At 72.9% G+C, this 23,954-nt stretch carries 20 protein-coding genes; 9 read left to right on the top strand and 11 right to left on the bottom strand.

The annotated features are described in order from the left end of the window. Positions 1 to 50: 50 nt before the first annotated feature. The 3 genes from ACIBBB_RS28730 to ACIBBB_RS28720 form a co-directional block, all read right to left on the bottom strand. Positions 51 to 1,298 (bottom strand): ATP-grasp domain-containing protein, encoded by a 1,248-nt coding sequence (locus ACIBBB_RS28730; protein WP_398986992.1) that lies wholly within the window; start codon positions 1,296 to 1,298, stop codon positions 51 to 53. Next, entirely contained in the window at positions 1,295 to 2,371 is a 1,077-nt protein-coding gene (locus ACIBBB_RS28725; RefSeq protein ID WP_398986990.1) for a pyridoxal-phosphate dependent enzyme, read from the bottom strand. Before ACIBBB_RS28725 ends, ACIBBB_RS28730 begins: the two co-directional genes overlap by 4 nt. A 93-nt stretch (positions 2,372 to 2,464) precedes the next feature. Beyond that, positions 2,465 to 3,160 (bottom strand): class I SAM-dependent methyltransferase, encoded by a 696-nt coding sequence (locus ACIBBB_RS28720; protein WP_398987193.1) that lies wholly within the window; start codon positions 3,158 to 3,160, stop codon positions 2,465 to 2,467. A gap of 248 nt (positions 3,161 to 3,408) precedes the next feature. On the opposite strand from ACIBBB_RS28720, the gene ACIBBB_RS28715 reads away from it, so the two are divergent. After that, positions 3,409 to 4,674: a CAP domain-containing protein gene (locus ACIBBB_RS28715; protein ID WP_398986988.1), complete on the top strand. Its 1,266-nt coding sequence runs from the start codon at positions 3,409 to 3,411 to the stop codon at positions 4,672 to 4,674. Positions 4,675 to 4,680: 6 nt separating this feature from the next. Here ACIBBB_RS28715 and ACIBBB_RS28710 read toward each other — a convergent pair whose 3' ends face one another. Next, entirely contained in the window at positions 4,681 to 6,198 is a 1,518-nt protein-coding gene (locus tag ACIBBB_RS28710; protein ID WP_398986986.1) for an alpha/beta hydrolase, read from the bottom strand. 463 nt (positions 6,199 to 6,661) lie between these two features. On the opposite strand from ACIBBB_RS28710, the gene ACIBBB_RS28705 reads away from it, so the two are divergent. Continuing rightward, positions 6,662 to 8,791 carry a restriction endonuclease gene (locus ACIBBB_RS28705; protein WP_398986984.1) on the top strand — a complete coding sequence of 710 codons (2,130 nt, stop codon included), beginning with the start codon at positions 6,662 to 6,664 and terminating at the stop codon, positions 8,789 to 8,791. Between the two features lie 43 nt (positions 8,792 to 8,834). Here the strand turns inward: ACIBBB_RS28705 and ACIBBB_RS28700 are convergent, their stop codons facing one another. Beyond that, complete coding sequence (locus ACIBBB_RS28700) at positions 8,835 to 10,508, bottom strand: tetratricopeptide repeat protein (RefSeq protein ID WP_398986982.1); 1,674 nt, start codon at positions 10,506 to 10,508, stop codon at positions 8,835 to 8,837. 127 nt (positions 10,509 to 10,635) lie between these two features. Between ACIBBB_RS28700 and ACIBBB_RS28695 the strand changes: the two genes are divergently transcribed. Continuing rightward, on the top strand, positions 10,636 to 11,778 hold the full coding sequence (locus ACIBBB_RS28695) for an NAD-dependent epimerase/dehydratase family protein (RefSeq protein ID WP_398986980.1): 1,143 nt from the start codon (positions 10,636 to 10,638) through the stop codon (positions 11,776 to 11,778). Positions 11,779 to 11,882: 104 nt separating this feature from the next. Here the strand turns inward: ACIBBB_RS28695 and ACIBBB_RS28690 are convergent, their stop codons facing one another. Next, positions 11,883 to 12,251 (bottom strand): isocitrate lyase/phosphoenolpyruvate mutase family protein, encoded by a 369-nt coding sequence (locus tag ACIBBB_RS28690; RefSeq protein ID WP_398986978.1) that lies wholly within the window; start codon positions 12,249 to 12,251, stop codon positions 11,883 to 11,885. Between the two features lie 56 nt (positions 12,252 to 12,307). On the opposite strand from ACIBBB_RS28690, the gene ACIBBB_RS28685 reads away from it, so the two are divergent. After that, positions 12,308 to 12,754 carry a hypothetical protein gene (locus ACIBBB_RS28685; protein ID WP_398986976.1) on the top strand — a complete coding sequence of 149 codons (447 nt, stop codon included), beginning with the start codon at positions 12,308 to 12,310 and terminating at the stop codon, positions 12,752 to 12,754. A gap of 139 nt (positions 12,755 to 12,893) precedes the next feature. On the opposite strand, the gene ACIBBB_RS28680 is transcribed toward ACIBBB_RS28685, so the two are convergent. Together ACIBBB_RS28680 and ACIBBB_RS28675 are read right to left on the bottom strand one after the other, a co-directional pair. Continuing rightward, positions 12,894 to 14,000 (bottom strand): sensor histidine kinase, encoded by a 1,107-nt coding sequence (locus ACIBBB_RS28680; RefSeq protein ID WP_398986974.1) that lies wholly within the window; start codon positions 13,998 to 14,000, stop codon positions 12,894 to 12,896. Further along, positions 13,993 to 14,868: a response regulator transcription factor gene (locus ACIBBB_RS28675; protein ID WP_398986972.1), complete on the bottom strand. Its 876-nt coding sequence runs from the start codon at positions 14,866 to 14,868 to the stop codon at positions 13,993 to 13,995. Before ACIBBB_RS28675 ends, ACIBBB_RS28680 begins: the two co-directional genes overlap by 8 nt. Positions 14,869 to 14,990: 122 nt before the next feature. On the opposite strand from ACIBBB_RS28675, the gene ACIBBB_RS28670 reads away from it, so the two are divergent. Genes ACIBBB_RS28670 through ACIBBB_RS28660 form a run of 3 tightly spaced genes read left to right on the top strand, consistent with a single transcriptional unit; the run spans position 14,991 to position 17,190 of the window. Then, positions 14,991 to 15,734: a glycosyltransferase family 2 protein gene (locus ACIBBB_RS28670; RefSeq protein ID WP_398986970.1), complete on the top strand. Its 744-nt coding sequence runs from the start codon at positions 14,991 to 14,993 to the stop codon at positions 15,732 to 15,734. Beyond that, complete coding sequence (locus ACIBBB_RS28665; protein ID WP_398987191.1) at positions 15,734 to 16,402, top strand: DUF2064 domain-containing protein; 669 nt, start codon at positions 15,734 to 15,736, stop codon at positions 16,400 to 16,402. Before ACIBBB_RS28670 ends, ACIBBB_RS28665 begins: the two co-directional genes overlap by 1 nt. Continuing rightward, a complete protein-coding gene (locus ACIBBB_RS28660; RefSeq protein ID WP_398986968.1) occupies positions 16,399 to 17,190 on the top strand; it encodes a class I SAM-dependent methyltransferase in 792 nt (263 codons plus the stop codon). The genes ACIBBB_RS28665 and ACIBBB_RS28660 overlap by 4 nt, the downstream gene beginning before the upstream one ends. Before the next feature lie 337 nt (positions 17,191 to 17,527). Here the strand turns inward: ACIBBB_RS28660 and ACIBBB_RS28655 are convergent, their stop codons facing one another. Beyond that, entirely contained in the window at positions 17,528 to 18,907 is a 1,380-nt protein-coding gene (locus ACIBBB_RS28655) for a molybdopterin-dependent oxidoreductase (protein ID WP_398986966.1), read from the bottom strand. Between the two features lie 113 nt (positions 18,908 to 19,020). Here ACIBBB_RS28655 and ACIBBB_RS28650 point away from each other — a divergent pair, with 113 nt between their 5' ends. Next, positions 19,021 to 20,457, top strand: a complete 1,437-nt coding sequence (locus tag ACIBBB_RS28650; RefSeq protein ID WP_398986964.1) for a hypothetical protein — start codon at positions 19,021 to 19,023, stop codon at positions 20,455 to 20,457. Positions 20,458 to 20,504: 47 nt separating this feature from the next. Here the strand turns inward: ACIBBB_RS28650 and ACIBBB_RS28645 are convergent, their stop codons facing one another. Then, a complete protein-coding gene (locus tag ACIBBB_RS28645; protein ID WP_398986962.1) occupies positions 20,505 to 21,191 on the bottom strand; it encodes a GPP34 family phosphoprotein in 687 nt (228 codons plus the stop codon). Positions 21,192 to 21,372: 181 nt separating this feature from the next. Here ACIBBB_RS28645 and ACIBBB_RS28640 point away from each other — a divergent pair, with 181 nt between their 5' ends. After that, positions 21,373 to 22,353, top strand: coding sequence for an aldo/keto reductase (locus tag ACIBBB_RS28640; RefSeq protein ID WP_398986960.1), 981 nt, complete (start codon positions 21,373 to 21,375; stop codon positions 22,351 to 22,353). Between the two features lie 9 nt (positions 22,354 to 22,362). Here the strand turns inward: ACIBBB_RS28640 and ACIBBB_RS28635 are convergent, their stop codons facing one another. Continuing rightward, positions 22,363 to 23,811, bottom strand: coding sequence for a PLP-dependent aminotransferase family protein (locus ACIBBB_RS28635; RefSeq protein ID WP_398986958.1), 1,449 nt, complete (start codon positions 23,809 to 23,811; stop codon positions 22,363 to 22,365). Between the last annotated feature and the right edge of the window lie 143 nt (positions 23,812 to 23,954).

Below are 23,954 nucleotides of genomic sequence, written 5' to 3'. Positions count from 1 at the left end.
CCGTCAGGGCGCCGGCCAGGCCAGGCCGCCGTGCCGGGCCGGGCCGCCCCTCACCTCCCCTCGGCCGTCTTCATCACCGGCCGCACCGTCGTCGCCGCGCTCCACGCCCGGTGCTGCGCCAGCTCCGCCGTCGCCGCCTCCGCGAGCACCATGCCCGTGCAGCCGCGCTGGTCGCCCACGTGCTGCACGGCGTCGCCCGGAGCCCGCACCGGAAACCAACTCACCTCGCCCGGGAAGGCGTTGAGACCGCCCAGCCCGGCCCACCCGTCGAGGACCCCGGGCTCGTCCGCGTACACGAGGACGAAGGCGACGGCCGGCCCCGTCGGTCGCGGCGGCGCGTCCAGCAGGTGCGGGCGGCGGCCCAGCGTGACGTCGACGAGCGCCTCGTAGACGTTGACCTCCAGCGTGCGGCACATGGCCTCGGCGACGAGGGCGCCGCCGATCCTGCGGTTGATCTCGACCAGCTCGGGTCCGCGCCGGGTGAGGACGAACTCGACGTGCGCGAAGCCCTGGTCGTGCCCGGCCGTGGCGAGGACGGAGCCCACCCACCTTTCGATCAGGGCCAGTTGATCCTCGGGCAGGGCCACCGGGAAGGCGGCGGCCTCCTCCCGTACGGCGGGACGGCGGGACGTCTGACGGCTCAGCACACCCAGCAGCCGCGTGTGCCCCTCCCAGCTCAGGGTCTCGGCGCTGTAGAGGGGCCCGGCGAGGAAGGGTTCGGCGAACAGGCTCCCGTTCAGCCCGCCCGGCCGCCGCGCACGTTCCCCGGCCTCCGCGAGCGCCGTACGCAGCGCCTCGTCGTCGTGCACGATCCACACGTCACGCGACGACGTCCCGGCGGACACCTTCAGCACCGCGGGCAGCCCGACCGCCTCGCGCACCAACTCGGCGCTGTCCGGCCGGGGTTCGATTACCACGGACGTCCCCTGGCTCAACCCCGCCCGGTGCAGCGCCTGCCGTACGCGCGCCTTGTCACGAAGGAGTTTTACGGCCTCCGGATCCGGACCCGGCAGTCCGAGTTCCTGTGCGAGGCCGGCCGCGGGCCCGCTCCAGGTGTCCGTCGTGTTGATCAGTCCGGCGAGCCCGGACACGCTGGCGAGCGCGCGGCGTACGGCGTCCGGGTCGAAGGTGTCGACGTCGATGACCTCCACGCCGTCGGCGCCGTCCGCCGTGGCCAGTTCGTGGCGGTAGACGCTCCGGTCGCCGGTCAGCAGAACGAACCGGTGCCCGGCGGCGCGGCAGGCCCGCGCCGTACGCCCGAGGCCGAAGGAGAGTGCTTCCAGGGCGGCGATGGTCATCGGCCGGCCTCGCTCTCCGTCGTGACGACGGCGCCCGGCGGCGCGGGCCGGCCCGCCCACTCCATCACGGCCCAGGGCGGGCGCAGTTCGGCCAGCTCATCGATCCGCTCGGGAAGCAGCGAACTCGGTTCGGACGCCTCGGTGTGCCGGGCGAACACCCGCTCGGCGTAGCGGTGTCCGGTGTCCGCGCCGAGGACCAGGTGCGTACGGCGCGGATCGCGCGCAGCCTCCCAGCCCGCGACGAGATGCGCGGCGCCGGTGGACAGCCCCGCGAACACCGCGTGCTCTTTCAGCAGCGCGACGGCGCCGGCCATGGCGTGCCGGAAGTCGAGCCAGTGCACGGTGTCGTACAGCTCGTGCCGCACATTCCCGAAGGGGATGGAGCTGCCGATGCCCGCGATGATCGCGTCCGGATCGCTGAAGCCCTCGCTGCCGAACGTCACGCTGCCGAAGGGCTGGATGCCCACCAGCCGTACCGGGCGCCCGTCGGCGCGCAGCGCCCGTGTGAGTCCGCCGGTCGACGCACCGGTGCCGACGGTGCCGACCACGGTCAGATCGGCCCCGGGCAGCGCGGCGGCGGCCAGCGCCGCCAGCTCGCGGTAGCCGGTGTGGTGCACGCCGTCGTGGTACTGCCGCATCCAGTGGAAGTCCGGCCGGGAGTCGAGGAGTTGGCGTACGTGGCGGACCCGTCGCTCCTGGTCGAGTCTCAGGCTCTGCGACGGCGGCATCTGGTCGACGGTCGCGCCGAGCACCTCCAACTGGGCGCGCGTCGTGGCGTCCACGGTGGTCGAGGCCACGATGTGGCAGCGCAGGCCGTAGCGGTGACAGGCCATGGCGAGCGCGAGGGCGTAGATACCGCTCGAACTGTCCACGAGGGTCTGGCCCGGTACGACCCGCCCGCGTTCGAGCAGCTCGCGCACGGCGCCGAGCGCCGCGTACACCTTCATGGTCTCGAAGCGGGCCAGCACCACGTTCTCGGAGAGCCGGAGGAAGGCCGGGGCTTTCATGGCGTCGGTGATGTGGTCGTGCACGGGGACCGACAGGCGGGGGGTGGCGGGGCTGAGCTGGGGCATGGCGTACGGGTCCTCCGGGGCTGGGGAGCGGGGCGTACGGGAAGGGGGGCGGGGCGGTCCGGGGCGGGCCCCTGCCGCGGGTGTCGCCGGGCGTCATTTCTTCAGGCCCCGGACGACGAGGCGGCGCGAACTCTGGTCGTAGGGCCCGCCGTCGAAGTCCCCGAAGCACTCGACGTCCGCGAACCCGGCCGCCACGAAGAGGTCGTGGAGTTCGGCCGCGCTGTAGAGGAAGGACCTGATGGACGCGGTGCGGGCCCTCTCGCCGCGTACGAGCGTCCAGTCCGTGCGCAGCCTGCGCCAGCTGTCCAGGACGGTGTCGCGCTGCACCACGTACGAACCGTCCGGCAGATCCACAGCCTGTGGACGGCCGATCCAGCCCGCGAGCACCTCCTTGCCCATGACGTCGACCAGCAGCCGGCCGCCGGGGGCGAGGCTCTGCCACGCGTTGCGCAGCACTTGGAGGTTGTCGTCGGCGTCCTCGAAGTAGCCGAAGGAGGTGAAGACGCTGAGGATCACGTCGTACGCCTCGGGAGCGGTGTACGTGAGCATGTCCTCGCGTACGAGGCGGACGTCCTCCCCGGCCGCCTCGCGGCAGGCGGCTTCGGCGCGCTCCAGCATGGCCGGGCTCAGATCGACACCGGTGACGCGGTAGCCGCGTGCGGCGAGGGGGACGAGGAAGAGGCCGGGGCCGCAGCAGAGGTCGAGGACCCGGGAGCCGGGCGGGAAGTCCAGCAGCGGGGCGGTCCGGACCAGCTCGGCGACGGTCTCGGCGCGGGTGCCGGAGAACATGGCCGGGGCGAAGTCGACCCACAGGCTGTCGTCGTCGTACCAGGCGTCGCGTGTCACATCGGCCTCCACGTGTCTTCGTGCGTCCGTCCGCGTCCTCATGAGTTGTCGCGGCGTGGCGGGCCCGAGTTCCCGGAGCGCGCGAATTGGCGAGTGGTGGCCACGACGGGCTGCGGGGGAACCCGGTGGCTCGCGCCGGCCGTTCTCTCCTCGACGAACGATGCGGATCAGAGGGGGAGGAGGGCGGCACGATGCTCGATCTGATCGCCGGTGGGAACGTGTCCTTGCCCGGGGGCGCGCTCGTGATCCGGGTGCCGGGGCCCTTCGACCTGTCCGTGCTGGTCACGGGCGAGGACGGCAGGGTCTCCGGCGACGGTGACTTCGTCTTCTACAACCAGCCGTCGGCGCCCGGCGCGAGTCTGCGGGGCGAGACGGTAACGGTGGACGTGGGGCGGCTGCGGGCCGGGGCGAGCCGGGTCACCGTGGTCGTGAGCGCCGCCGATCCGGCGGTCCCGCTGGGGCGGCTGCCCGTACCGACGCTGACGGTGACGGGGAGCGGCGGCCGGGGGCTCGTCCGGTTCACACCACCGCGCCCGACGCACGAGAGCGTGCTGCTGCTCGCGGAGATCTACCGCCGGGGCGGCGGCTGGAAGCTACGGGCCCTGGGCCAGGGTTACGTGGACGGGCTGGCCGGGATCGCGCGCGATTTCGGCGTGGAGGTGGCCGAAGACTCCCTCGACGACGGCTTCACCGCGCTCGTCAACGCGGAACGCTCACGGTCCGGTGCGCCGCCCGTCAGGGCCGACGCCCGTCTCGCGGCGGCGGCGCGGGGACACTGCACGGCCATGGCGGCCGACGGACGGCTCGGCTCCGCGCCCGGCCGGTCGGGTCTCTCCCTCTACCAGCGGGTCACGGCCCAGGGTTACGCGTATCTGACGGTCGCCGAGCAGCTGGTCTCCGGTCCTCGTACGGAGGCCGACTTCCTGGCGTACTGCCTCCTGGACGCGCGCATGGGCCGTACGGTGCGCGACCCCGCCCTCTCGGAGGTGGGTGTCGCCCACGCCCCGGCCCCCGGCGGCGACATCTTCTGGACGGCGGTGTGGGCCGGCCCGCTGACCCCGCACGGCCTGGCGGCCTTCGCGTCCGACGTCGTGGCGCTCACGAACGCGGAGCGCGGGGCCGCCGGCCTGCGCCCGCTGGCCGGCGACCCCCGGCTGACGGCGGCGGCGCAGGCGCACAGCGACGACATGGTCGCGCGGGTCTTCTACTCCCACACCAGCCCCGACGGCCGCCGGCCGTTGGACCGGGCCGTCGCCGCCGGCTGCACGCACCGGAGTATCGGCGAGAACATCGCCTGCGGTCAGCGGTCACCGGCCGAGGTGGTCCGGGGCTGGATGGACAGCCCCGGACACCGGGCCAACATCCTCAAGCCGGACTTCACCCACATAGGCATCGGCTTCCGTGGAGGTGGCGAGAGGGGTACGTACTGGACCCAGCTGTTCGGCGCGGCGGGGTAGCCGGGCTCAACTCGCGCAGTACACGTCCCTTTCGGGGCGCTCGCCCGTCTTCAGGAAGGTGGTGACCTTGCTGTCGCCGCACGCGTTGCCGTTGCCCAGGTACATGCCGTGGCCGCCCTGGTCGACGGTGACGAGCCGGGCGCGGTCCCCCAGGGCCTCTCGCATCTTCAGGGCGCCGAAGTAGGGGGTGGACGGGTCGCGCAGGCTCTGGATCATCAGGATGTTCGACGGACCCTGGTCCGTGACGCGGGTCGGCTTCTCCGCCGGGCCGGTCTTCCAGAAGGCGCAGGGCAGGACGTTCCCGGGCATGCCGGCGGTGAGCGGGTAGCGGGCCCGGTCCTCCTTCGTGGCCCGCGCGTATCCGGCGACGGAGGTGGGCCAGCGGACGTCCTGGCACACGACCGCCATCGTGACCGCCGCGTCCTCGTCCCGCACGGGCTGGGCGATGTCCGGGGTCAGGACGGGTGTGGCGGCCGGGTCCTGGGCGGCCTGGACGAGCCGCGCGAGCTGCGGAAAGTTGGTGTCGGCGTAGAGGCCGCCGAGAAGCGCCTGCCGGAGCATGCCGCCGGTCAGCGGGTTGCCCTCGGTGGTCGACTCCTTGGGCTCGCGGTCCAGCTTCGCCGCGAGCGCGAGGTACAACGACCGCACGTCCTCGGGCCGATCGGCCAGCCGGAGCCCCTCCGCCTCCCGGTCCGGATGGGCGGCCCAGGCCGCGAAGTCGGGGAAGCGGTCCTCCATGGCCCTCGACGTGTTGGCCATCCAGCCCTGCTCGACACGCGTCGAGTCCGGGTCACCGCTGCTGTCCAGCACCCAGCGGTCGGTGCGGTTCGGGTACTTCTGCGCGTAGACGGCCCCGATGTACGTGCCGTACGAGGTCCCCCACGCCGACAGCTTCTCCTCCCCCAGCGCCTGCCGGAACCGCTCGATGTCCCGCACCTCGTTGGCGGAGGTCAGACTCCGCAGGACCGGGCCCCCGTTCTCGTCGCACGCCTCGGCGATACGGCGCGAGCGGGCCACGTTCTCCCCGATCTCCCCGTCGGGGCCGGGCCAGGACCGCATGTTCGCCAGATACCGGTCGTCCGCGTCGAGCCCGCAGCTCGCCGTCGTACTGCCGCCGACCCCACGGGGATCGAAACTCACGAGGTCGTACGCCCCGTCCATCTCCCTCTGCAACGCGGCCCCCTTCCGTGCCAGCGACTGCACGCCGGACCCCCCGGGCCCGCCGGCGATCATCAGCAGCACCCCACGCCGCGCCTCGGGCCGCTCACTGCGCACGCGGCTCACGGCGAGCGTCACCTGTTTCCCGCCGGGCTTCCGGTAGTCCAGCGGCACCTCCAACTGCCCGCACTCCTGCCCCACGGGCCCCCCGACCTGCCCACACGCCTCCCACACGATCCCCCGCGCCCCCTCCTCCCCGACGGCCCGCGCGACCCCGCTCCCCCCGACGGCCAACGATCCCGCGACGGCGGCGGCGGACAGTGCGAGGACGAGGGCTCTCTGGCTGATGTTCCGGTAAGTCGTCATGGAACAAGGGTTGTTGAACGGCCGTTTGTCTCCCATGCGGCAGGCAGGCATCCCTGGGTGGGGGTATCCCCCGGGGCCGCGCTCAGGTGCGGAGGGAGAATTTGGTTCCGGCTCCCCGCACCTCACGGAGAGTCGTGTCCGCAAGAGCCGCCAGCACACGATTCTCCTGAATCGCGGCGACGGCTCGACGATGCAGTGGGTCGGCCACACGGGCGAAGCGCTCCCGCACATCCGCGTCAGGCCAGGCGCACCGCCGCGGTCATGGCCCCGGGACATCGTCCGGAAGGTCGGGTGACCGCTCCGTGAGCGCTCCGGCAACTGCGTCGTGTCTGCGGATTCCTCGGGAAATGGACCAGTTGGGCCAAGACGCCGCAAGGAGGCCTACCGACCGATAATGTCGCGGCTTCAACCAATTGCCGCATCTGGGGCGCCCGAGGGCGTGCCGGGGAGGAGCCGGAACTCAATGAGCCGCCGTTCTCACGGACTGATAGGCACCTGGGCGGAGATCCAGCAGCAGCAACGGCGACAGGAAGAGGCGCAGCGGCGGTCGTGGGCGCAGGCGCAGCGGGAGCAGGAGCGGCAGCAGCGGGCCGCCGAGCGGGCCGCGTCGCGCAACCGGCGTGAGCAGCAGGCCGCTTACCGGCAGCGGCGGGAGGCCGACGCCCGTCAGCGTACCGAGGAGCTCGACCGGCGGGTCAACGTCTTGGAGAGCCTGCTGGCCACCGGGTGCGCGGCGGCGGCGTTCACGCCCGCCGCGCTCGCCCGGCCCGAGCAGGTCGAGCCGTTCGCGCCGGGGCAGCTCGGCGTACCCGTGTCGATGCCTGACCCGAACAACTATCCGCCCCAGCAGGGTGGTTGGGGGTTCGGGGCCAACCGGCAGGCACAGGAGCAGGCCCGTGCGCGGTTCGAGTACGACTGGCGGGCCGCGCAGGAGGCGGAGGCCAGAAGGCAGCAGCAACTCGCCGCGTACCGCGCGCAGTACCAGCAGTGGGCGGACGAGCAGCTGGCGGCGGTACGCCATCACAACGCGGGCATCGCGGAGCTGGTCGCCACCCTGCACCGGGGTGAACCGGGCGCCGTCGTCGACTACTTCACCGCCGCGCTGTACGCCTCGCAGGGCTGGCCGGAGGACATACCCCGGCAGGTCTCCGCCTCGTTCGACGCCGGGGCCCGACAGCTCATCCTGAACTGGGAGTTACCGGCTCTGTCGATCGTGCCGGACGCGTCACTCGTGCGGTACATGCCGGGGGCCGACCGGGACAAGGAGGTACGCCGTCCCGCCACCGAGCGCCGTACGCTCTACCGCGACGTCCTGGCGCAGTGCGTACTCCTCGCGCTGCACGACCTGTTCGCCGCCGACCAGTTCGGCGTGCTGGACTCGGTGGTCCTGAACGGGTTCGTGGACGACACCGATCCCGCGACCGGGCATCGGGCGCAGAAGTTCCTGGCCACGGTGATGGTCTCGCGTGCCGCGTTCGACCAGGTGAATCTGGCCCAGGTCAGCGCACCCGACTGCCTGGTGGACGGGTTGCGGGGCCAGCTCTCCGACCGTCCGGACCGGGGCACCGCCGTACGGCCGGGCCGGCTGCCCGGCGAGGCCGGGCGCAACGTGGTCACGCACGGCGGCGACGAGGAGCCCGACCTCTACGAGATGGATCCCCTGGAGTTCGAGGAGCTGGTCGCCGAGCTCTTCCGGGCGATGGGCATGCAGGCCGTCACGACCAAACGGTCGGGCGACGGCGGCGTGGACGTCGACGCGCTGGATCCCGAGCCGATCCGGGGCGGAAAGATCATCGTGCAGGTGAAGCGGTACCGCAACACCGTTCCGCCGAGCGCGGTGCGCGATCTGTACGGCACGGTGCAGGACGCGGGCGCCAACAAGGGTGTACTGATCACGACATCGACCTTCGGTCCCGGGTCGCACGCGTTCGCCGTGGCGAAGCCGCTGACGCTCATCGCGGGCTCGGAACTGGTCGACCTGCTGCACCGCCACGGTCTGAGCGGACGGCTCGGCAGGCCCCCTCAGCAGCCGGTACGCGCGGACCCGGCCCCCGATGTCGATACCGGCGGTGGAAACGGAGTCGATCCGGATCCGGAACCCGAGCTCGATGACGCCAGCGTGCTCGGTCTGGCCTGGTCCGGGTCCGTCTCGCTGGACGTCTGCGCGCTCGTCTGCAAGGGCGGCCGGGTCCTCGCCGAGGACCAGTTCGTCTTCTTCAACAACCCCCGCACCCCCGACGACAGCGTGCAGATGATGCCGGGCTTCGGCGAGGACAAGGCCGCCGTCTGGGTGCGCTTCGAGCAGCTTCCCCAGGAGGCCGACCGGCTGGTGCTCGTCGCCGCCGTCGACCCGGAGGCCAACCCCGACGCCGACCTGTCCGGCCTCACCAACGCCCGTATCCGGCTCTCGGACCCGTCGGGAACGGGCATCGACGAACTGCCCGTGTCCGACGGCCGGGCCGGCGAGACCGCGCTGGTCCTCGGCTCGTTCCGGAAACGGGCGGGCGGCGACTGGGACTTCGTCACCGGCGGCAAGGGGTATCCGGGCGGGCTGGTCGCTCTCGTGGAGGAGTACGGCATAGACGTCGAGTAACAGCACCGGGGGCGCGGGCCCGAAGGGAACGCGGCCGGGCCGGTCAGGTGGAGCAGCAGGTGTCCGCCGGGCCGGGGGTGGTGAGGCGGCAGAAGCACGACGCGTCGATCGGTACGTCCGCGAGCGCCGTGGCGAGCGTGAGTTGGTGGGCCACGATCTGCGCCTCGCCCGTCTTGCCGAGCCGTACCAGGCATTCGTGGAACCCGTGCAGCGCCCATACGTTCCCGGGGTGCTGGGAGGGTCGTGGGAGCGTGTTGTCGAGTCCGAGATCCGCGCGGTACACGGCTTCGGCCTCGGCGACGCGGCCCTGTTCGAGCAGCAGCGCCCCGTACGCGTGCCGGGTCGGCTGCATCCATCCCCAGGGCTCGTCGAAGGGGAGGCTGTCGTCCAGCTCGATCGAGCGCTCCAGCGAGGCGAAGGCCCGGTCGTACTCGCCCTTGCGGTAGTGCAGTTCGCCGTCGAGCATCGCCGACGCGACCGCGAGGATGTCGTGGCAGGTGTTGTTGAACAGCATCCGGGTCTCGGGCACTCGCCCCACGGCGAGGTGGAAGGCCGCGTGCTCGGCCTCGGCCTCGGGGATCCGGCCGGTCGCCGAGTACGCCACTCCCCGGGCGTAGCGGATCATCGCGGTGGTGACGCAGTACAGATCGGCGTCGGCCGGCAGCGGCAGGGCGAGGATGTCGGCCCACCGGCCGAAACGGATCAGCACATGCACGCGCATCGCCAGGAAGGCTTCGAGCCAGTCAGCCATGGGCGGGCTCTCCACGCGCAGCAGTTCCTCGGGGATGGAGGCTTCGAGCTCCGCGGCGGTCTCCAGGGCGGTCCTGGACTGTCCCAGGAACATCGCGCCGTAGATCTTGAAGTGGTAGTTGTGCGAGCGGTAGAGCGTGTAGAAGTTCATCGCGCCGGCCCGCCGCCGGTATTTCTCGTCCGCCCGGATGGCTTCGCTGTTCGCCGACACGACCCGCCGGTAGTCGCCGCACAGCACGTCGAGATGCGACGGCATGTGGTGCAGATGCCCGGCGTCGGGCATCAATCCGCGCAGCCGGTCCGCGACCACCAGCGCGTCCTGCGGTGTCGGGGACATCTCCATCAGATGGATGTACAGATGCAGGGCGCCCGGGTGGTCGGCCCCGGCCTCGCTCAGCAGGGCCCGGTCGAGGACCGCCTTCGCCTCCAGCGTCCGGGCGTCGGACGCGGGCTCGCCCGTTCGCAGGTCCCACAGCCGCCAGGGGGTGAGGTTCATCAGGGCGTCGGCGTAGAGCGTGGCGACGTCGAGGTCGTCGGGCGCGAGTTCATGGACGCCGCGCATGGCTTCGGCGTAGGGCAGGTTCCAGATCGTGCAGTCCGCCACGGCCTCGGACTGCGGGTAGCGGGCGAGCAGCGCCTCGATGAGGGCGCGCTCGGTCGGGGTCGCGTCGGCGGCGCGGGCGCGGGCCCGCTCGACGGCGGCATGGGTCGTGCGGACGGTCCGCTCCAGGTCGAGCGGGTCGAAGGAGTCCCACGGCTTGTTGTAGTTGGGGCCCAGCGCGTACGCGATGCCCCAGTGCGCCATGGCGCAGCCGGGATCGGCCGCCGCCGCCTCCTCGAAACAGCTGACGGCTTCCTCATGGTTGAACGCGTACGTCCACGCCAGCCCTCGGTCGAACCAGCGCTGCGCCTCGGACGAACGCGTCGAGACACGCCGCGTGAGAGTCCCTAGGTCGAAGTACTCCATGAACGTCTCTCCTTCGAAGGGTGGTGCGGCGGCGGGGGCGTGACGACGACGGGCGCGATCTTACGGTCCCGTGACATGCCGTGGCGGATACCGACCGCTCCGTGATCGCGCGCCTAGCGTGGGCGGCATGCGTGTACTTGTCACCGGCGGAGCCGGGTTCATCGGGTCGGAGATCGCGGGCGCCCTCGTCTCGCGCGGCCACGAAGTGGTCGTGTACGACGCGCTGCTGCCCTCCGCGCACGGCGGGGCCCCGGCCCGGCCGATGCGGGACGGGGAGCGGCTGGTCGTGGGGGACGTGCGGGACCGGGAGGCGGTCGGCGGGGCGCTCGACGGGGTCGACGCCGTGTGTCATCAGGCCGCCATGGTCGGGCTCGGCAAGGACTTCGCCGACGCGCCCGCGTACGTGGGGTGCAACGACCTCGGTACGGCGGTGCTGCTCGCCGCCATGGCCGACGCGGGCGTGCGGTCGCTGGTGCTGGCCGGGTCGATGGTCGTGTACGGCGAGGGGCGTTACGACTGCCCGCGCCACGGTGTGGTCCGGCCGGGGCCTCGAGCCGCCGCCGATCTCGACGCGGGGCGGTTCGAACCCGACTGCCCCGTGTGCGGAGCGGAGTTGACGCCCGGCCTGGTGGCGGAGGACGCGCCCACCGATCCCCGTAACGTGTACGCCGCGACGAAGCTCACGCAGGAGCATCTGGCGTCGTCATGGGCACGGGCCACCGGCGGGCGCGCGGTGTCCCTGCGGTACCACAACGTCTACGGGCCGGGGATGCCCCGCGACACCCCGTACGCGGGGGTCGCCTCCTTCTTCCGCTCCGCGCTGGCGCGCGGCGAGGCGCCCCGCGTCTACGAGGACGGCGGGCAGCGCCGGGACTTCGTGCACGTACGGGACGTGGCCGCCGCCAACGCGGCGGCGCTGGACGCGGTGTCGGAGGCCGATTGCTCCGGCTTCGCCGCGTACAACACCGGCAGCGGCGAGCCGCACACCATCGGCGAGATGGCGGCCGCGCTGGCGTCGGCGCACGGCGGGCCGGCGCCGGTGGTCACCGGCGAGTACCGGCTCGGGGACGTACGCCATGTCACGGCCGACTCGCGGGCGTTGCGCGAGGAGCTGGACTGGAAGCCGGAGGTGGGCTTCGCGGAGGGCATGGCGGAGTTCGCGACGGCGCAGTTGCGTGGGGCGGCGCCGCGGGAGGCGCCTCACGCGGCGCCGCCGCCGCGTCAGCCTCTCTGCGAGCCGGGACGCGTAGTCGGTCAGCCGCGCCTGTAGCTCCGGATACGGCGTCGACTCCGGGACGGCGCCGGTGCCCCGTACCGCGTCCGCGACCCGCACCGCCGCGTGGAGTGCGGCGCGGTAGGGCAGGGAGCCCGTACTCACGCGTCGTACGCCCAGCTCCGCCAGACCGGCGGGCGAAAGCCCCGGGATCGCGAGGACGTTGGGGGGACAGGGACGGCCGCGGCCAGTTCGCGCAGCAGGGCGGGGTCCGTGGCGCCGGGGACGAACACGCCGTCCGCGCCCGCGTCGACGTAGCGCGCGGCACGGTCCAGGGTCGCGGCGACGGAGGCGTCCTGGCGGCCGAGCCCGGAGGCGACCCCGAAACTGGTCGTGCCGACAGCGGCGAAACCGGCGTCGAGGAAGGCGAGGGCCGAGGGGACGTCCCAGGCGTTGGGGAGGACCAGGGGCCGGTCCTGGTAATGCAGTTCGTGGAAGCCGGGGCCGGTGGGGGAAGTCGCGGAGGTCATGTACGCACCCGTACGGAGGGCTCCCGGCCACGCGCGTCTTCTGCGAGCCTGGGGCGATGCGGGAATGCTGGTTCTGCGGGGACCCGGTGGACGCCGGGCAGGTGCACCGCGTCGAGTTGGAGGGCGGCGGCGGTCCCCGGACGGTGGAGATTCCCGGTTGCGTGGCGTGCGTGCACCGGTACCGGGCCCACCGCGACGAGGGCACGACGGCGCCGGAGATCGGCTTCTTCATCGCGCTCATCGGCGCTCCCGCCGCGGGTGCGTTCGCCATCGGTCTGCGCTCGTCGGTTCTGGGTGCCGCGACGCTGGTGCTGGTCGCGGTGTTCGTGATCTCCCTGGTGGTGATGGTGAGGAGTGACCTCAGGACCACGCCACGGCTGACCTTCAAGGAGGGTGGATGGGCGAGTCGGATCGGCGTGCACCCGGAGGTCGCCGTCCTCCGCCGACAGGGCTGGGAAGTGAAGGGATACCGGTCCACGGCGAACGGCCCCGGCGGTCTCTGACGACCTCGCGCGTCGGGGCGTCGGGGCGCGGTCTGGATGCGGGCTCGATGAGGAACAGCTGACCGCCCTCGCCGACGCACCGCCCTGACCAGCCCGGACGGCCCGCGCCCACGCCCGCGCCCACGCCCACGGCGTACGGTCAGGCCGCGGGGAGGGTCACTTCGAAGCAGCAGCCGCCCGTCACGTTGCGCACCGCCGCGCGGCCCGCGTGGGCCTCCACGATGCCGCGCACGATCGCGAGTCCGAGGCCCGCCCCGGCCGGGGGCGTACGCGCGTCGCTGCCGCGCCAGCCCGTGTCGAACACGCGCGGCAGGTCCTCCTCCGGAATTCCGCCGCAGCCGTCGGTCACCGAGAGCACCACCCCGCCCTCGGAGTGACGCGCGGCTACGGCGACCGTGCCGTCGGCCGGGGTCCGGCGGATGGCGTTGACCAGCAGATTGCCGAGGACGCGGCTCATCTCCTTGCTGTCGACCTCCACCGGTACGGCGTCTATCCGCTCCCCCACGAGCCGTACGCCCAACTCGCGCGCCAGCGGGTCGGCACCGGCCAGCGCGTCGCCGACCAGGTCGTACACGGAGATACGGGTCGGGGTCAGGGTGAGGGATCCCGCGTGGATCCGGGAGAGTTCGAAGAGATCGCCGACCATGTCGTTCATGCGCTCGACCTCGGTCCGTATCTGCCGGAGGTAGCGCGGGGAGTCCACGGCCATGCCGTCCTCCAGCGCCTCCGACATGGCGCGGAGACCGGCGAGGGGCGTCCGCAGATCGTGCGAGATCCACGCGACGAGTTCACGGCGCGAGGTCTCCAGCGCGCGCTCGCGCTCACGCGAGCTGTCGAGCTTGGCGCTGGTGGCGGCCAACTCGCGGGTCAGCGCGGCGAGTTCGGCGGTGGCGGGCTCAACGGGCGCGGCGAAGACCCCGCCGTCGCCGAACGACCGGGCGGCCAGGGTCAGATCCTTGCTGCGGGCGACCATCCACCGCCCGAGGACGACGGCGGTGAGAAGGGAGACGACGGCGGCCATCGCGACGACGGTGGTGACGACGCTCAGATCGTGCGGAGACAGGAACATGGCCCAGGCGACGGCGAGAGTCCCGGCCAGCATGGCGGTCACGGCAACGGCGGCGACGACGGTGACGGACACGACGAGCGACCGATGCCGGAAGAGCCGCAGCGCGAGGGCCCCGAGAATCCCGGCGGCGGCGGCCCCGAGAAACGCGATGAGGGCGATGAGAAGCATGTCACCCATGGCTGACGGGCCCCTTGGCAGACGGTGACGTGCCCGGCCCGGAGCCGGGGGGCACGGGGCGGCCGTTCGACCCGGCTGCCGGGGCGGCGGGCCCGGTGGGCACGTCCGGAAGGGCGCGGGCGGCGCCCGCGTCCCCCACCCCCGAGACCTCCGTCCCCGACATCCGGTACCCCACCCCCCACACCGTCTGGATCAGGCTCGGACGCGCAGGGTCGGCCTCGATCTTGGCTCGCAGGCGGCGGACGTGGACCGTGACCGTGGAGAGGTCGCCGAAGTCCCAGCCCCAGACCTCACTCATCAGCTCCTCCCGCGAGAACGCCCGCCCCGGGTGCCGCAGGAAGAAGGCCAGGAGGTCGAACTCACGCAGCGTCAGGGAGAGTTCGGCGCCCTCGCGGGTGGCGCGGCGGGCCGTGGGGTCCAGGGTGAGCGTCGCCGTGCGCAGCACGCTCGCCGCCGGGGACGAACCCGGCGCCGGGACCGCGAGGCGAGCCCGGCGCAGGACCGACTCCACCCGCAGCACCAACTCCCGCGGGCTGAACGGCTTGGTGACATAGTCGTCCGCGCCGGTCTCCAGACCCAGCACGCGGTCCTCCTCGTCCCCGCGTGCCGTCAGCATGATCACCGGTACCGGTCCGCCCTGTTCACGCATCCGGCGGCAGACCTCGAAACCGTCCATACCGGGCAGCATCAGGTCCAGGACGACCAGATCCGGGCGCCGGCGTGCGAAGTGCGCGAGTGCGGACGGGCCGTCGGCCGCGCGTCCGACGTCGTGACCGGCCCGGTGGAGGTAGCCGGCGACGACCTCCGCCACGGTCGGGTCGTCGTCGACCACGAGCACATGGGCCGGCCCCAGGGGATTGTTCTGCATACGTCCACCTTCGCACTCCGCCCCCCGCACCGGCCCCGCGAGCGCCCGCAACGGCCGGACGTCCGTGTTTCGTAAGGTCCAGAAGTCCGGAATGCCGCTTTACGATCCGTAGGGTGAGCGCCGTGACCCTCTTCGCTGACCCCACCGCCGACGTCGTCCTGCCCTGCCTCGACGAGGCGGCCGCGCTCCCCTGGGTGCTGGAACACATCCCCGTCGGCTGGCGCGCCATCGTCGTCGACAACGGCTCCACGGACGGATCGGCGGACATCGCGCGCTCGCTCGGCGCGACCGTCGTGCACGAACCGCGGCGCGGGTTCGGTGCCGCCTGCCACGCGGGTCTTCTCGCGGCGGACGCCGAGTACGTCTGCTTCTGCGACTGCGACGGTTCCCTCGACCCCGGCCTCCTCACCGGCTTCGTACGCCAAGTCGCCCTCGGCCGCACCGACTTGATGCTCGGCCGGCGTCGACCGCAGGGCCGCGGCGCCTGGCCCGCGCACGCCCGCGCCGGGAATCTCGCGCTCTCCCGGATGTTGCGCAGCCGCACCGGCGTACGGCTGCACGACCTCGGCCCCCTGCGCGCCGCGCGCCGCGCGGACCTGCTGGCGCTCGGCCTCACCGACCGCCGCAGCGGCTACCCGCTGGAGATGGTGGTGCGCGCCGCCGACGCCGGACTGAGGGTGGCCGAGACCGACGTGCCCTACCGGCCGCGTACGGGGAAGTCCAAGGTCACCGGCACCTGGCGGGGCACCTGGCACGCCGTACGCGACATGCGGGCCGTACTGCGACAGCCGCCCACCCCGGCGCCCGCCCCGGCGCCCGCCCAGGCCGAGGCCACGGCCACCGCCCCGGCGGAGGCCACCAAGTGATCTCACCCGCCACCACCCTCCTCGTCATCGCCAAAGAACCCCTCCCCGGCCGCGTCAAGACCCGCCTCACCCCGCCCTTCACCCCCACCGAGGCCGCCCTCCTCGCCGAGGCGGCGCTCGCCGACACCCTGCGGACCGTCCTCACCCTCCCCGCCCGCCGCCGCGTCCTCGTCCTCGAAGGCCGCCCGGGGCCCTGGCTGCCGCCCGGCATCGAGGTGGTGCCGCAGAGCGCGGGCGGGCTGGACGAGCGGCTGGCCGCCGCCTTCGAGCGGTGTACGGGGCCGACGCTTCTCGTCGGCATGGACACCCCGCAGATCACCCCCGCCCTGCTCGCCCCCGCCCTCGACCCGGCCGGGCCGCCCGATGTGCCCGACGCGCCCGGCTGCGACGCCTGGTTCGGGCCCGCCGACGACGGCGGCTTCTGGGCGCTCGGACTCGCCGCGCCCGAGTCCGCGCCGCCGGACCTGATCCGCGGGGTGCCCATGTCCGTACCCGAGACCGGCGCCGTACAGCGCCGCAGGCTGGTCGACGCCGGGCTCACCGTCCGCGATCTGCCGCCGCTGCGCGACGTGGATTCGGCGGCCGACGCCGAGTACGTCGCGGCGCTCGCCCCGCACGGCCAGTTCGCCGCCACCCTCCGCCGGCTGACCCCGGTGGCCGCCCGATGAGCATCACGGAGACCACGGCCGGCACCGACACCGCGCCCGCCGCCTGGAGCGACGACCCGTACGCCGACGCCCTCCGCGCCGGCCGCGGCCCGCTCTTCCTGCGCCGTACGGACGGCTGGCTGCTGCCCCTCGACGTCGAACGCTGGTGCTCACGCGCCGACGCCGCCGACCTCTCCGCCCTGCACCGTTGCGAGGGCTCCGTCCTGGATGTCGGCTGCGGCCCCGGCCGTCTCGTCGCCGCGCTCGCGGCCCGCGGACAGCGGGCACTCGGCGTCGACATCAGCGCGGCGGCCGTCGAACGTACGCTGCGCCACGGCGGCACCGCCCTGCGCCGCTCCGTCTTCGATCCCCTTCCCGGCGAGGGCCGTTGGGGCACCGTCCTGCTCGTCGACGGCAACATCGGCATCGGCGGCGACCCGGCCGGGCTGCTCCGCCGCGCGGGCGGACTGCTGGCGCACGGCGGGCTGATCATCGCCGAGACCGCGCCCGTGGACATCGACGAGCGCGTCCACGTACGGGTGGACGACGGACGCCGGCCCCGACCGGGGTCCGGGGGCTCGCACTTCCCGTGGGCCCGGCTCGGCACCCCCGCCCTGCTGCGTCAGGGCCGGGCCCTCGGCTGGCTCCCCGTCGATCAGTGGGAGGCGGAGGGCCGCCCCTTCGTGGCCCTGCGCCGCAGCACCGCCCGCGTCACCAGGCAGAGCGCCGAGCACACGAACAGCGCGGCGGTGACGAGCAGCCAGCGCTCCAGGAACCCGTCGGACGACAGTCCGGCGTACCGCTCGTAGCGCGTCTCCACCCGCCCGGTGATCAGCGGGTACCACACCAGCAGGAGCAGCAGGGACAGGAAGGCCGGGACGCGTACGAAGTTCACGAGCCGGCGCCGGGGTCCGAGCGCGGCCGTCACCGCACGGTCGGCCGCGCTGTAGAGCGGCAGCAGGACGAGGTCGTGCACGAGGGCGGCGCCGACGAACCACACGACGATCAGATACGTGTCGCCCGTCAGAAGCCGGTCACCCACGTAGCCTGCGAACGCGAGGGTGGCGAGCAGCAGCACGATCTGGAACGGACTACCCAGCAGAGCTCGGTATTTTGAGGCGATATCGTCAGATTTATTGATACGCATCAGACCGCTCCGAACGTCATCTTCTCGACCCACTTCGTGTTGAGCACCCCAGGTGCGGCCGGGACGATGACCCGTGCCGGGAAACCGTGATCGAGCGACAGGTCAGCCCCGTTGACCTTCAGTGCCAGCAGCGAGCGCTCGTCCCGCACCTGGTTGTCGCGCAGTGCGCCGGAGCGGAAAGCGCCGCCGCGCTGGAGGGAGTCCACGAACACCCCCGGCGGACTGTCCGGAAACCCGGCGAGCGCGGCGAGGTCCCGCAGGCGTACTCCGCGCCAGGACTGGTTCGACGTCGACCAGCCCTCCACACAGGCGATCGGCAGCTCGGAGGTGTGCTGGGTCATGGCGAGGAGTTGGGCGCGCGAGAGGTGGACGTCCCCGGCGGGTCCGCTGACGGTCAGTCGCCAGGTGTCCGTCGTGTCGGCCGCCCTGACCCCGACGGACGCGGCGGTCTTGTTGATCTGGAAACCGTTCGGTCCGTCGCCCGGATTCTCCCAGCCGTGCGGCGCGAGCAGCGCGGTACGGCGCAGCGGCCCGTCGATGCTCCGGCCCGCCGTCGTGAGCAGCATGAACAGCGAGCCCGTGCCGACGAGGGCGAAGGCTCCGCGCCGCGAGACGGTCGGTGCGGCGGGTGTCGGCGACGCCAGGTCGTCGTCGGCGAAAGCGGCACGGCGAACGGAACCAGCACCGGCACCAGCACCGGCACCAGGACCCGCGCCCTGACCCGGACCCGAACCCCGCGAGCGGAGCTCCCCGCTCCGGATCACCCGCAGCACCTTTGGCATCTTCAGTGCCGCATGGGCCACGAACCCCCCGAAGAACACCCACGCCCCGTAGAAGTGCAGCCGGTAGAAGGACCCCGGAAAGAGGTAGTCCAACTGGATATTGAGCACCCCGGTCACGAACTCGAACAGCGCGCCCCCCACCAGCAGCACCAGCGAGAGCCGCTCCAGCGCGTGCGCGAGCGACTTGACCGGCGGCAGTGCGAAGAACCTCGGGATCACCGACCAGAGCTTCGCCAGCAGCACAGGGATCAGCGCCACGCCGACAGTGACATGGAATCCCTGCGTGAGGCGGTAGAGCCAGTACGGGTGCGTGGGCCAGTCGAAGAGGTAGAACCCCAGCCACCCCCGGTCAGGCGTCTTGTCGTTGACGGACGCGAGATCCGGGTTGTACGCCGCGTACGACAGCAGGCCCGTCACGAACAGCAGCGTGAGCCCGACCAGCAGGACGAGTCCGAGCGCCGCGGTGAACCGGACCCCACGCACGGGGCTGCGCCAGAAACCGGGATCCGACGGCAGCGGGGGCAGCCGACGCCGCGACGGCGGCGAAGGCGGTTTCGGGGGTTTCGGGGGTTTCGACGATGGTGGGCGGTGATCCATGCGGCGACCGTAAGCCCGCGTACCCGCCCTGGAGGTGGTACGACTTCTGACGAAACGGTGACGTGGCCCCGCCGCACCGCCGGAACCCGCCGCCCGCTGCTTAACGTGCCGGGGTGAAGACCGACGAACGCGGACAGCCCACCGACGATCACGCGCACGCCCCCGAACAGCCGGGCGACCGGCCGGACGAAGGCACAGGCCACCCCCACCGCCGGGATCTCGTCGCCGCCGCGTTCGGCCTCGTCCTCGTCACGGCCGCCGCGGTCGTCGGCACCGCGATCCAGCGCTCCGACGGCAGCCTCCGGGTCAACTGGCCGCCGCTGCTCGGCACCTGGGACCCCCGGGTCGGCCCCGGCACCCCCGCCGCGCTCGCCGTCGCCGTCCTGATCATCGCGTACGGCCCCGGCCTCGCCGCCCGGCTGCCGTGGCGCGCGCTCCTCCTCACCACCTGGGCCGCCGCGCTGGCCTGGACGTTCTCGCTCGCGCTCATCGACGGCTGGCACTGGGGCGTGGCGCGCCGGCTCACCACCAAGAACGAATACCTCACCGTCATCGACCGCTTCTCCGACATCGGAGCGACGCTGCGCGGTTTCTCCGACCACATCGTGATCGGTGAGCCCGGCAACTGGCCCGCCCATGTCGCGGGCCATCCGCCGGGGGCCACCCTCACCTTCGTCTGGCTCGACCGGATCGGCCTCGGCGGCGGGTCGTGGGCCGGGGTCTGGTGCATCGTGATCGGCGGCTCGGCCGTGGCCGCCGTACTCGTCACGGTCCGCGCCCTCACCGACGAGCGGACGGCGCGCCGCGCGGTGCCGTTCCTGGCGCTGGCCCCGGCCGCCGTCTGGATGGGCACATCGGCCGACGGCTACTTCGCGGGCGTCGCCGCCTGGTCGCTGGCCCTGCTCGCACTCGCCGCCACCCGTACGGTGCGCCTCCCCGCGGCGGCCGCGCTGGGCGCCGGGCTGCTGTACGGGTTCACCTGCTACCTCTCCTACGGCCTGACGCTGATGGCGCTCCCCGGCCTCGGGGTCCTCGTGCTGGCCCGCACCGCGCGCCCGCTGCCACTGGTGCTGCTCGGCTCTCTCGCAGTGCCGGTGGCGTTCACGCTCGCGGGGTTCAACTGGTGGGAGGCGTATCAGGAGTTGGTCGTGCGCTACTACCAGGGCGCGGGCGGCATCCGCCCGTACGCGTACTGGATCTGGGCGAACCTCGCCGCCACGACCCTGGCGGTCGGCCTCGCCACGATCGCCGGCCTCGGCCGGGCCCTGACGCTCGCGCCCCGCGCCGTACGGCAACTGCGCCCGGCACGCCCGCCCGCCACGTCAACTCCCGCTCTGCGCCTCGCCGTTCTCGTCCTGGCGGCGCTGCTGGCGATCGCCGCGGCCGATCTGTCCGGTATGAGCAAGGCGGAGACGGAACGGATCTGGCTGCCGTTCATGCTGTGGCTGATCCCCGCCACCGCCCTGCTTCCGGGGCGGCGGCGGGGCTGGCTGGCGGGGCAGGCGATCGTCGCGCTGCTGGTCAACCACCTGGTGTTCACCGGCTGGTGAGGCCCCGGCGGACCGGCCGACCGACCGACCCTCGGACCGGCGGACGACTACAGGACGGTCGTCGTCACCACCGTCATCACGACGATCGCCGTCAGCGCGTCCTCCGCCGCCTTGACCGCCTGCCGCACCGCCGGCCCCGCCCACCGACCGTGCGCGACCTTCTCCATATTCGTCCTGGCGGTCGCCAACCGCGGCTTGCTGTACAGCAGTCCGTGCAGCTTCGCCCCGTGCAGGAGGGCCACCAGACTCGCCGTGCGCTCGTCCGGAGCCGCCCCCCGCATCACGATCTCGTCCAGCCGCTGCCGCAGCGCCGACTCCGCCGACCCGTCGGCCTCCGGGTAGCGGCGTACGGGGAAGAGGCCGAGCACCTTCTTCTTCTCCTCCCGGAGAAGGCCCTTCCCCACGAGACTCTTGGTCGTCCCGGCCACCGCGCCCTTCCTCAGGTGCTCGATCCACTCCTTCGTCTTGCGCGGCTTGCGCCTCTCCTCGCCGGAGATGTCGGCCAGCGCCCCGTCCAGGGTGGGGTCCCCCAGGGGCGCGGCGTCACGGACGGTGACCTGATCGTCGTGCACCTCGACGCGGCCCGCCAGCGCCAGTTCGACCAGTGACGCCGCCGCGATGGCGTAGGAGACGTTCATCGCCTCCTTCTCGGTCCCGGACTCGTCGTCCAGCGACAGGAGAAGCAGTTGTTCTCCGAGGGTGGTCTCGACCGGCGTGTTCAGGGCGAAGTTCATGACGCTCGTCTCTCCTCGAACCGTGGGGGCAATCGCTCGTCTTCCTCCAGGGACGCGTGGGGAACGCGAACGGCTCCCGGGCCCTCGATCGGTCCGGTTTTCCGTTCGCCGATCGGACCGGTACACCATGCCGATCGGCGCCTACCGTTGAGGCACGCACACGAGCGCGAGGAGTTTCGACATGCGACGACGTCGTATCGGCGGGCCGACCGGGCCGCTGGCCAGTGAACTGTGCCTGGGCGCCCTGCCCTTCGGCAGCAGTGTGGACGACAAGACGTCCTTCGCGATCCTCGACCGGTTCGTCGAGGCCGGCGGCAATCTGATCGACACCTCCAACAACTACGTCTTCTGGGTCCCCGGCGCGACCGGCGACGAGAGCGAGACCGCCGTCGGCCGCTGGATGGCGAGCCGGGGTGTCCGCGACGAGGTGCTGATCTCGACCAAGGCCGGGGCCCGCCCCACCGTCCCCGGCACCGGTCTGGAGACGGCCGAAGGGCTGTCGGCCGGTGCGATCGGCAATGCCGTCACCGGCAGCCTGCGGCGGCTGGGCACCGACCGGATCGATCTGTACTGGACCCATATCGAGGACCGTTCAGTCCCCCTGACCGAGACGCTCGGCACGCTCGACGGCCTGGTGACGAGCGGCCAGGTGGGGCTCATCGGCGCTTCCAACCACACCGCGTGGCGCACCGCGCAGGCGCGGGACGTCTCGCGCGCCAACGGCTGGGCGGCGTACACCTGCGTACAGCAGCGCCAGTCCTACCTCCAGCCCCGCTTCGACACCGGCCTGCCGGAGGCGGGGCACGTGCACGTGACTCCGGAGCTGCTGGACTACGTGCGCAGCGAGCCCGACCTGACGCTCATGACCTACTCGGCGCTGATCTCGGGCGCGTACACCCGCGCGGACAAGCCACTGCCCGCGGCGTACGACCACCCCGGCACCGCCGCGCGTCTCGCCGTACTGCGCGAGGTCTCCGACGAGCTGGGCGCGAGCCCCAACCAGGTGGTTCTCTCCTGGCTGATGGGGGCGGATCCGGCGGCGCTGCCGATCGTGGGGGTCAGCTCGGTGAAGCAACTGGACGAGGTACTGGGCGCGTTGGAGGTGGAGCTGTCGGCGGAGATACGGGCACGGCTGGACGTGGCGGGGACACCGGCGGGGTAGCGGGGCCGATCAGCCGGCCGGGCTGCCCGCCTCGCCGCCCGCCTCGCCGATCGCGTCGGCCAGCCGGCGTACGGCCTCCACCACCGCCGCGTCGGCGAGGTTGCCGTACCCGATCACGAGCGTGGCACCGCGCGCCGGACCGCCCCGCCCCGCCTCGTACTCGGCCAGATCCACCAGCCGCACATCGCGCCGGGCGGCGCCACGGACCACGTCCCCGGCCGCGCATCCCGTGAGATGGAGCAGCAGATGGAACCCGGCGGCGGCCCCCGACACCCGGTGCCGGGGGAGCCGTTCGGCCATCTCCGTAAGGAGGCTGTCGCGGCGCCGCCGGTAGCGGAGCCTGGACGCACGCAGATGCCTGTCGTACGACCCCGACTCCAGGAACCTGGAGAACGCCGCCTGGTCGATCACGGGCGGCGGCGACCCGACGGCGTCCGCCGCGTACAGCCCGTCCAGCAGGCCCGGCGGCACGACCGCCCAGCCGATCCGGATGGCGGGCGACAGCGTCTTGCTGAGCGAGCCCATCAGGGCGACCCGTTCCGGGGCCATGCCCTGGAGGGTGCCGACGGGGTGGCGGTCGTAACGGAACTCGGCGTCGTAGTCGTCCTCCATGATCAGCCCCTCCGACTCCCGTGCCCAGGCGATGAGTTCGGCCCGGCGCGGCGGGGTCAGGACGACACCGGTGGGGAATTGGTGCGCGGGCGCCACGATCACCGCCCGTACGCGCGGCTCGCGTCGCAGCAGGTCGACGCGGAGACCCTCGTCGTCCACGGGGACGGCGACGGCCGTCAGCCCCGCCGCCGTGACGGCGGTCCGCAGGCGCGACCAGCCCGGGTCCTCCAGGGCCACATGGGTGTGCCCGGCGGCACGCAGGGCACGGCTCAGCCGGAGCACGCCGTCCAGCGTTCCACCGCAGACGACGAGCTGCCCGGCGTCGAGCGCGGCGCCCCGGCCGCGTACGAGATAGGCGGCGATGCGCTGCCGCAGCCCGTGATGGCCCGCGGGGTCGGGATAGCCGAACTCGGCCGCGGTGAGCGTGCCGGTCGCCTCCCGTACGGCGTCGGCCCACCGTTTACGGGGGAACTCACGGAGGTCGGGCATACCGGGCGCCATGTCGAACTCCGGCTTCCAGGGCGCCTGTTGGTCCCGCAGCCCGGCCGAGGGCACGGGCGCCCGCCCACCCGCCGCTGTATTACGCACCCGGGTCGCCGATCCGCTCCGCGCCTCCACGTACCCCTCGGCGACGAGCTGCGCGTACGCCTCGGTCACCACCCAGCGGGAGCAGCCGAGATCGGCGGCGAGCGCCCGGCTGGGCGGCAGAGCGCTGCCGGGAGCGATACGGCCCTCGACGACGGCCGACCGGAGGGCCCGCACGAGCCGCAGGTGCAGGGGACCTGCGGCCCGTTCGCCCAGGTCGAGGAGGGTGCCCCAGGCGGGGTCGGTGCGTCGGTGCGCCATGCGCCGATGGTACGTACGCACGCGCTCCGCGACCTCTCTCCCGGACCCTTCACCGGCGTTGCGTCGGCAACGCGCCGTCGTGGCGGATGCCCGGCGGCGCGCGGAGGACATGGCATGTGCGGGCCCTGTGACTGGACCGTGAT

Origin of the sequence: Streptomyces sp. NPDC051217 (genome assembly GCF_044455465.1) — a bacterium.
GTDB lineage: Bacteria > Actinomycetota > Actinomycetes > Streptomycetales > Streptomycetaceae > Streptomyces.
The sequence above is the reverse complement of the archived record's forward strand: the minus strand, read 5'-3'. Positions and strand labels throughout refer to the sequence as shown.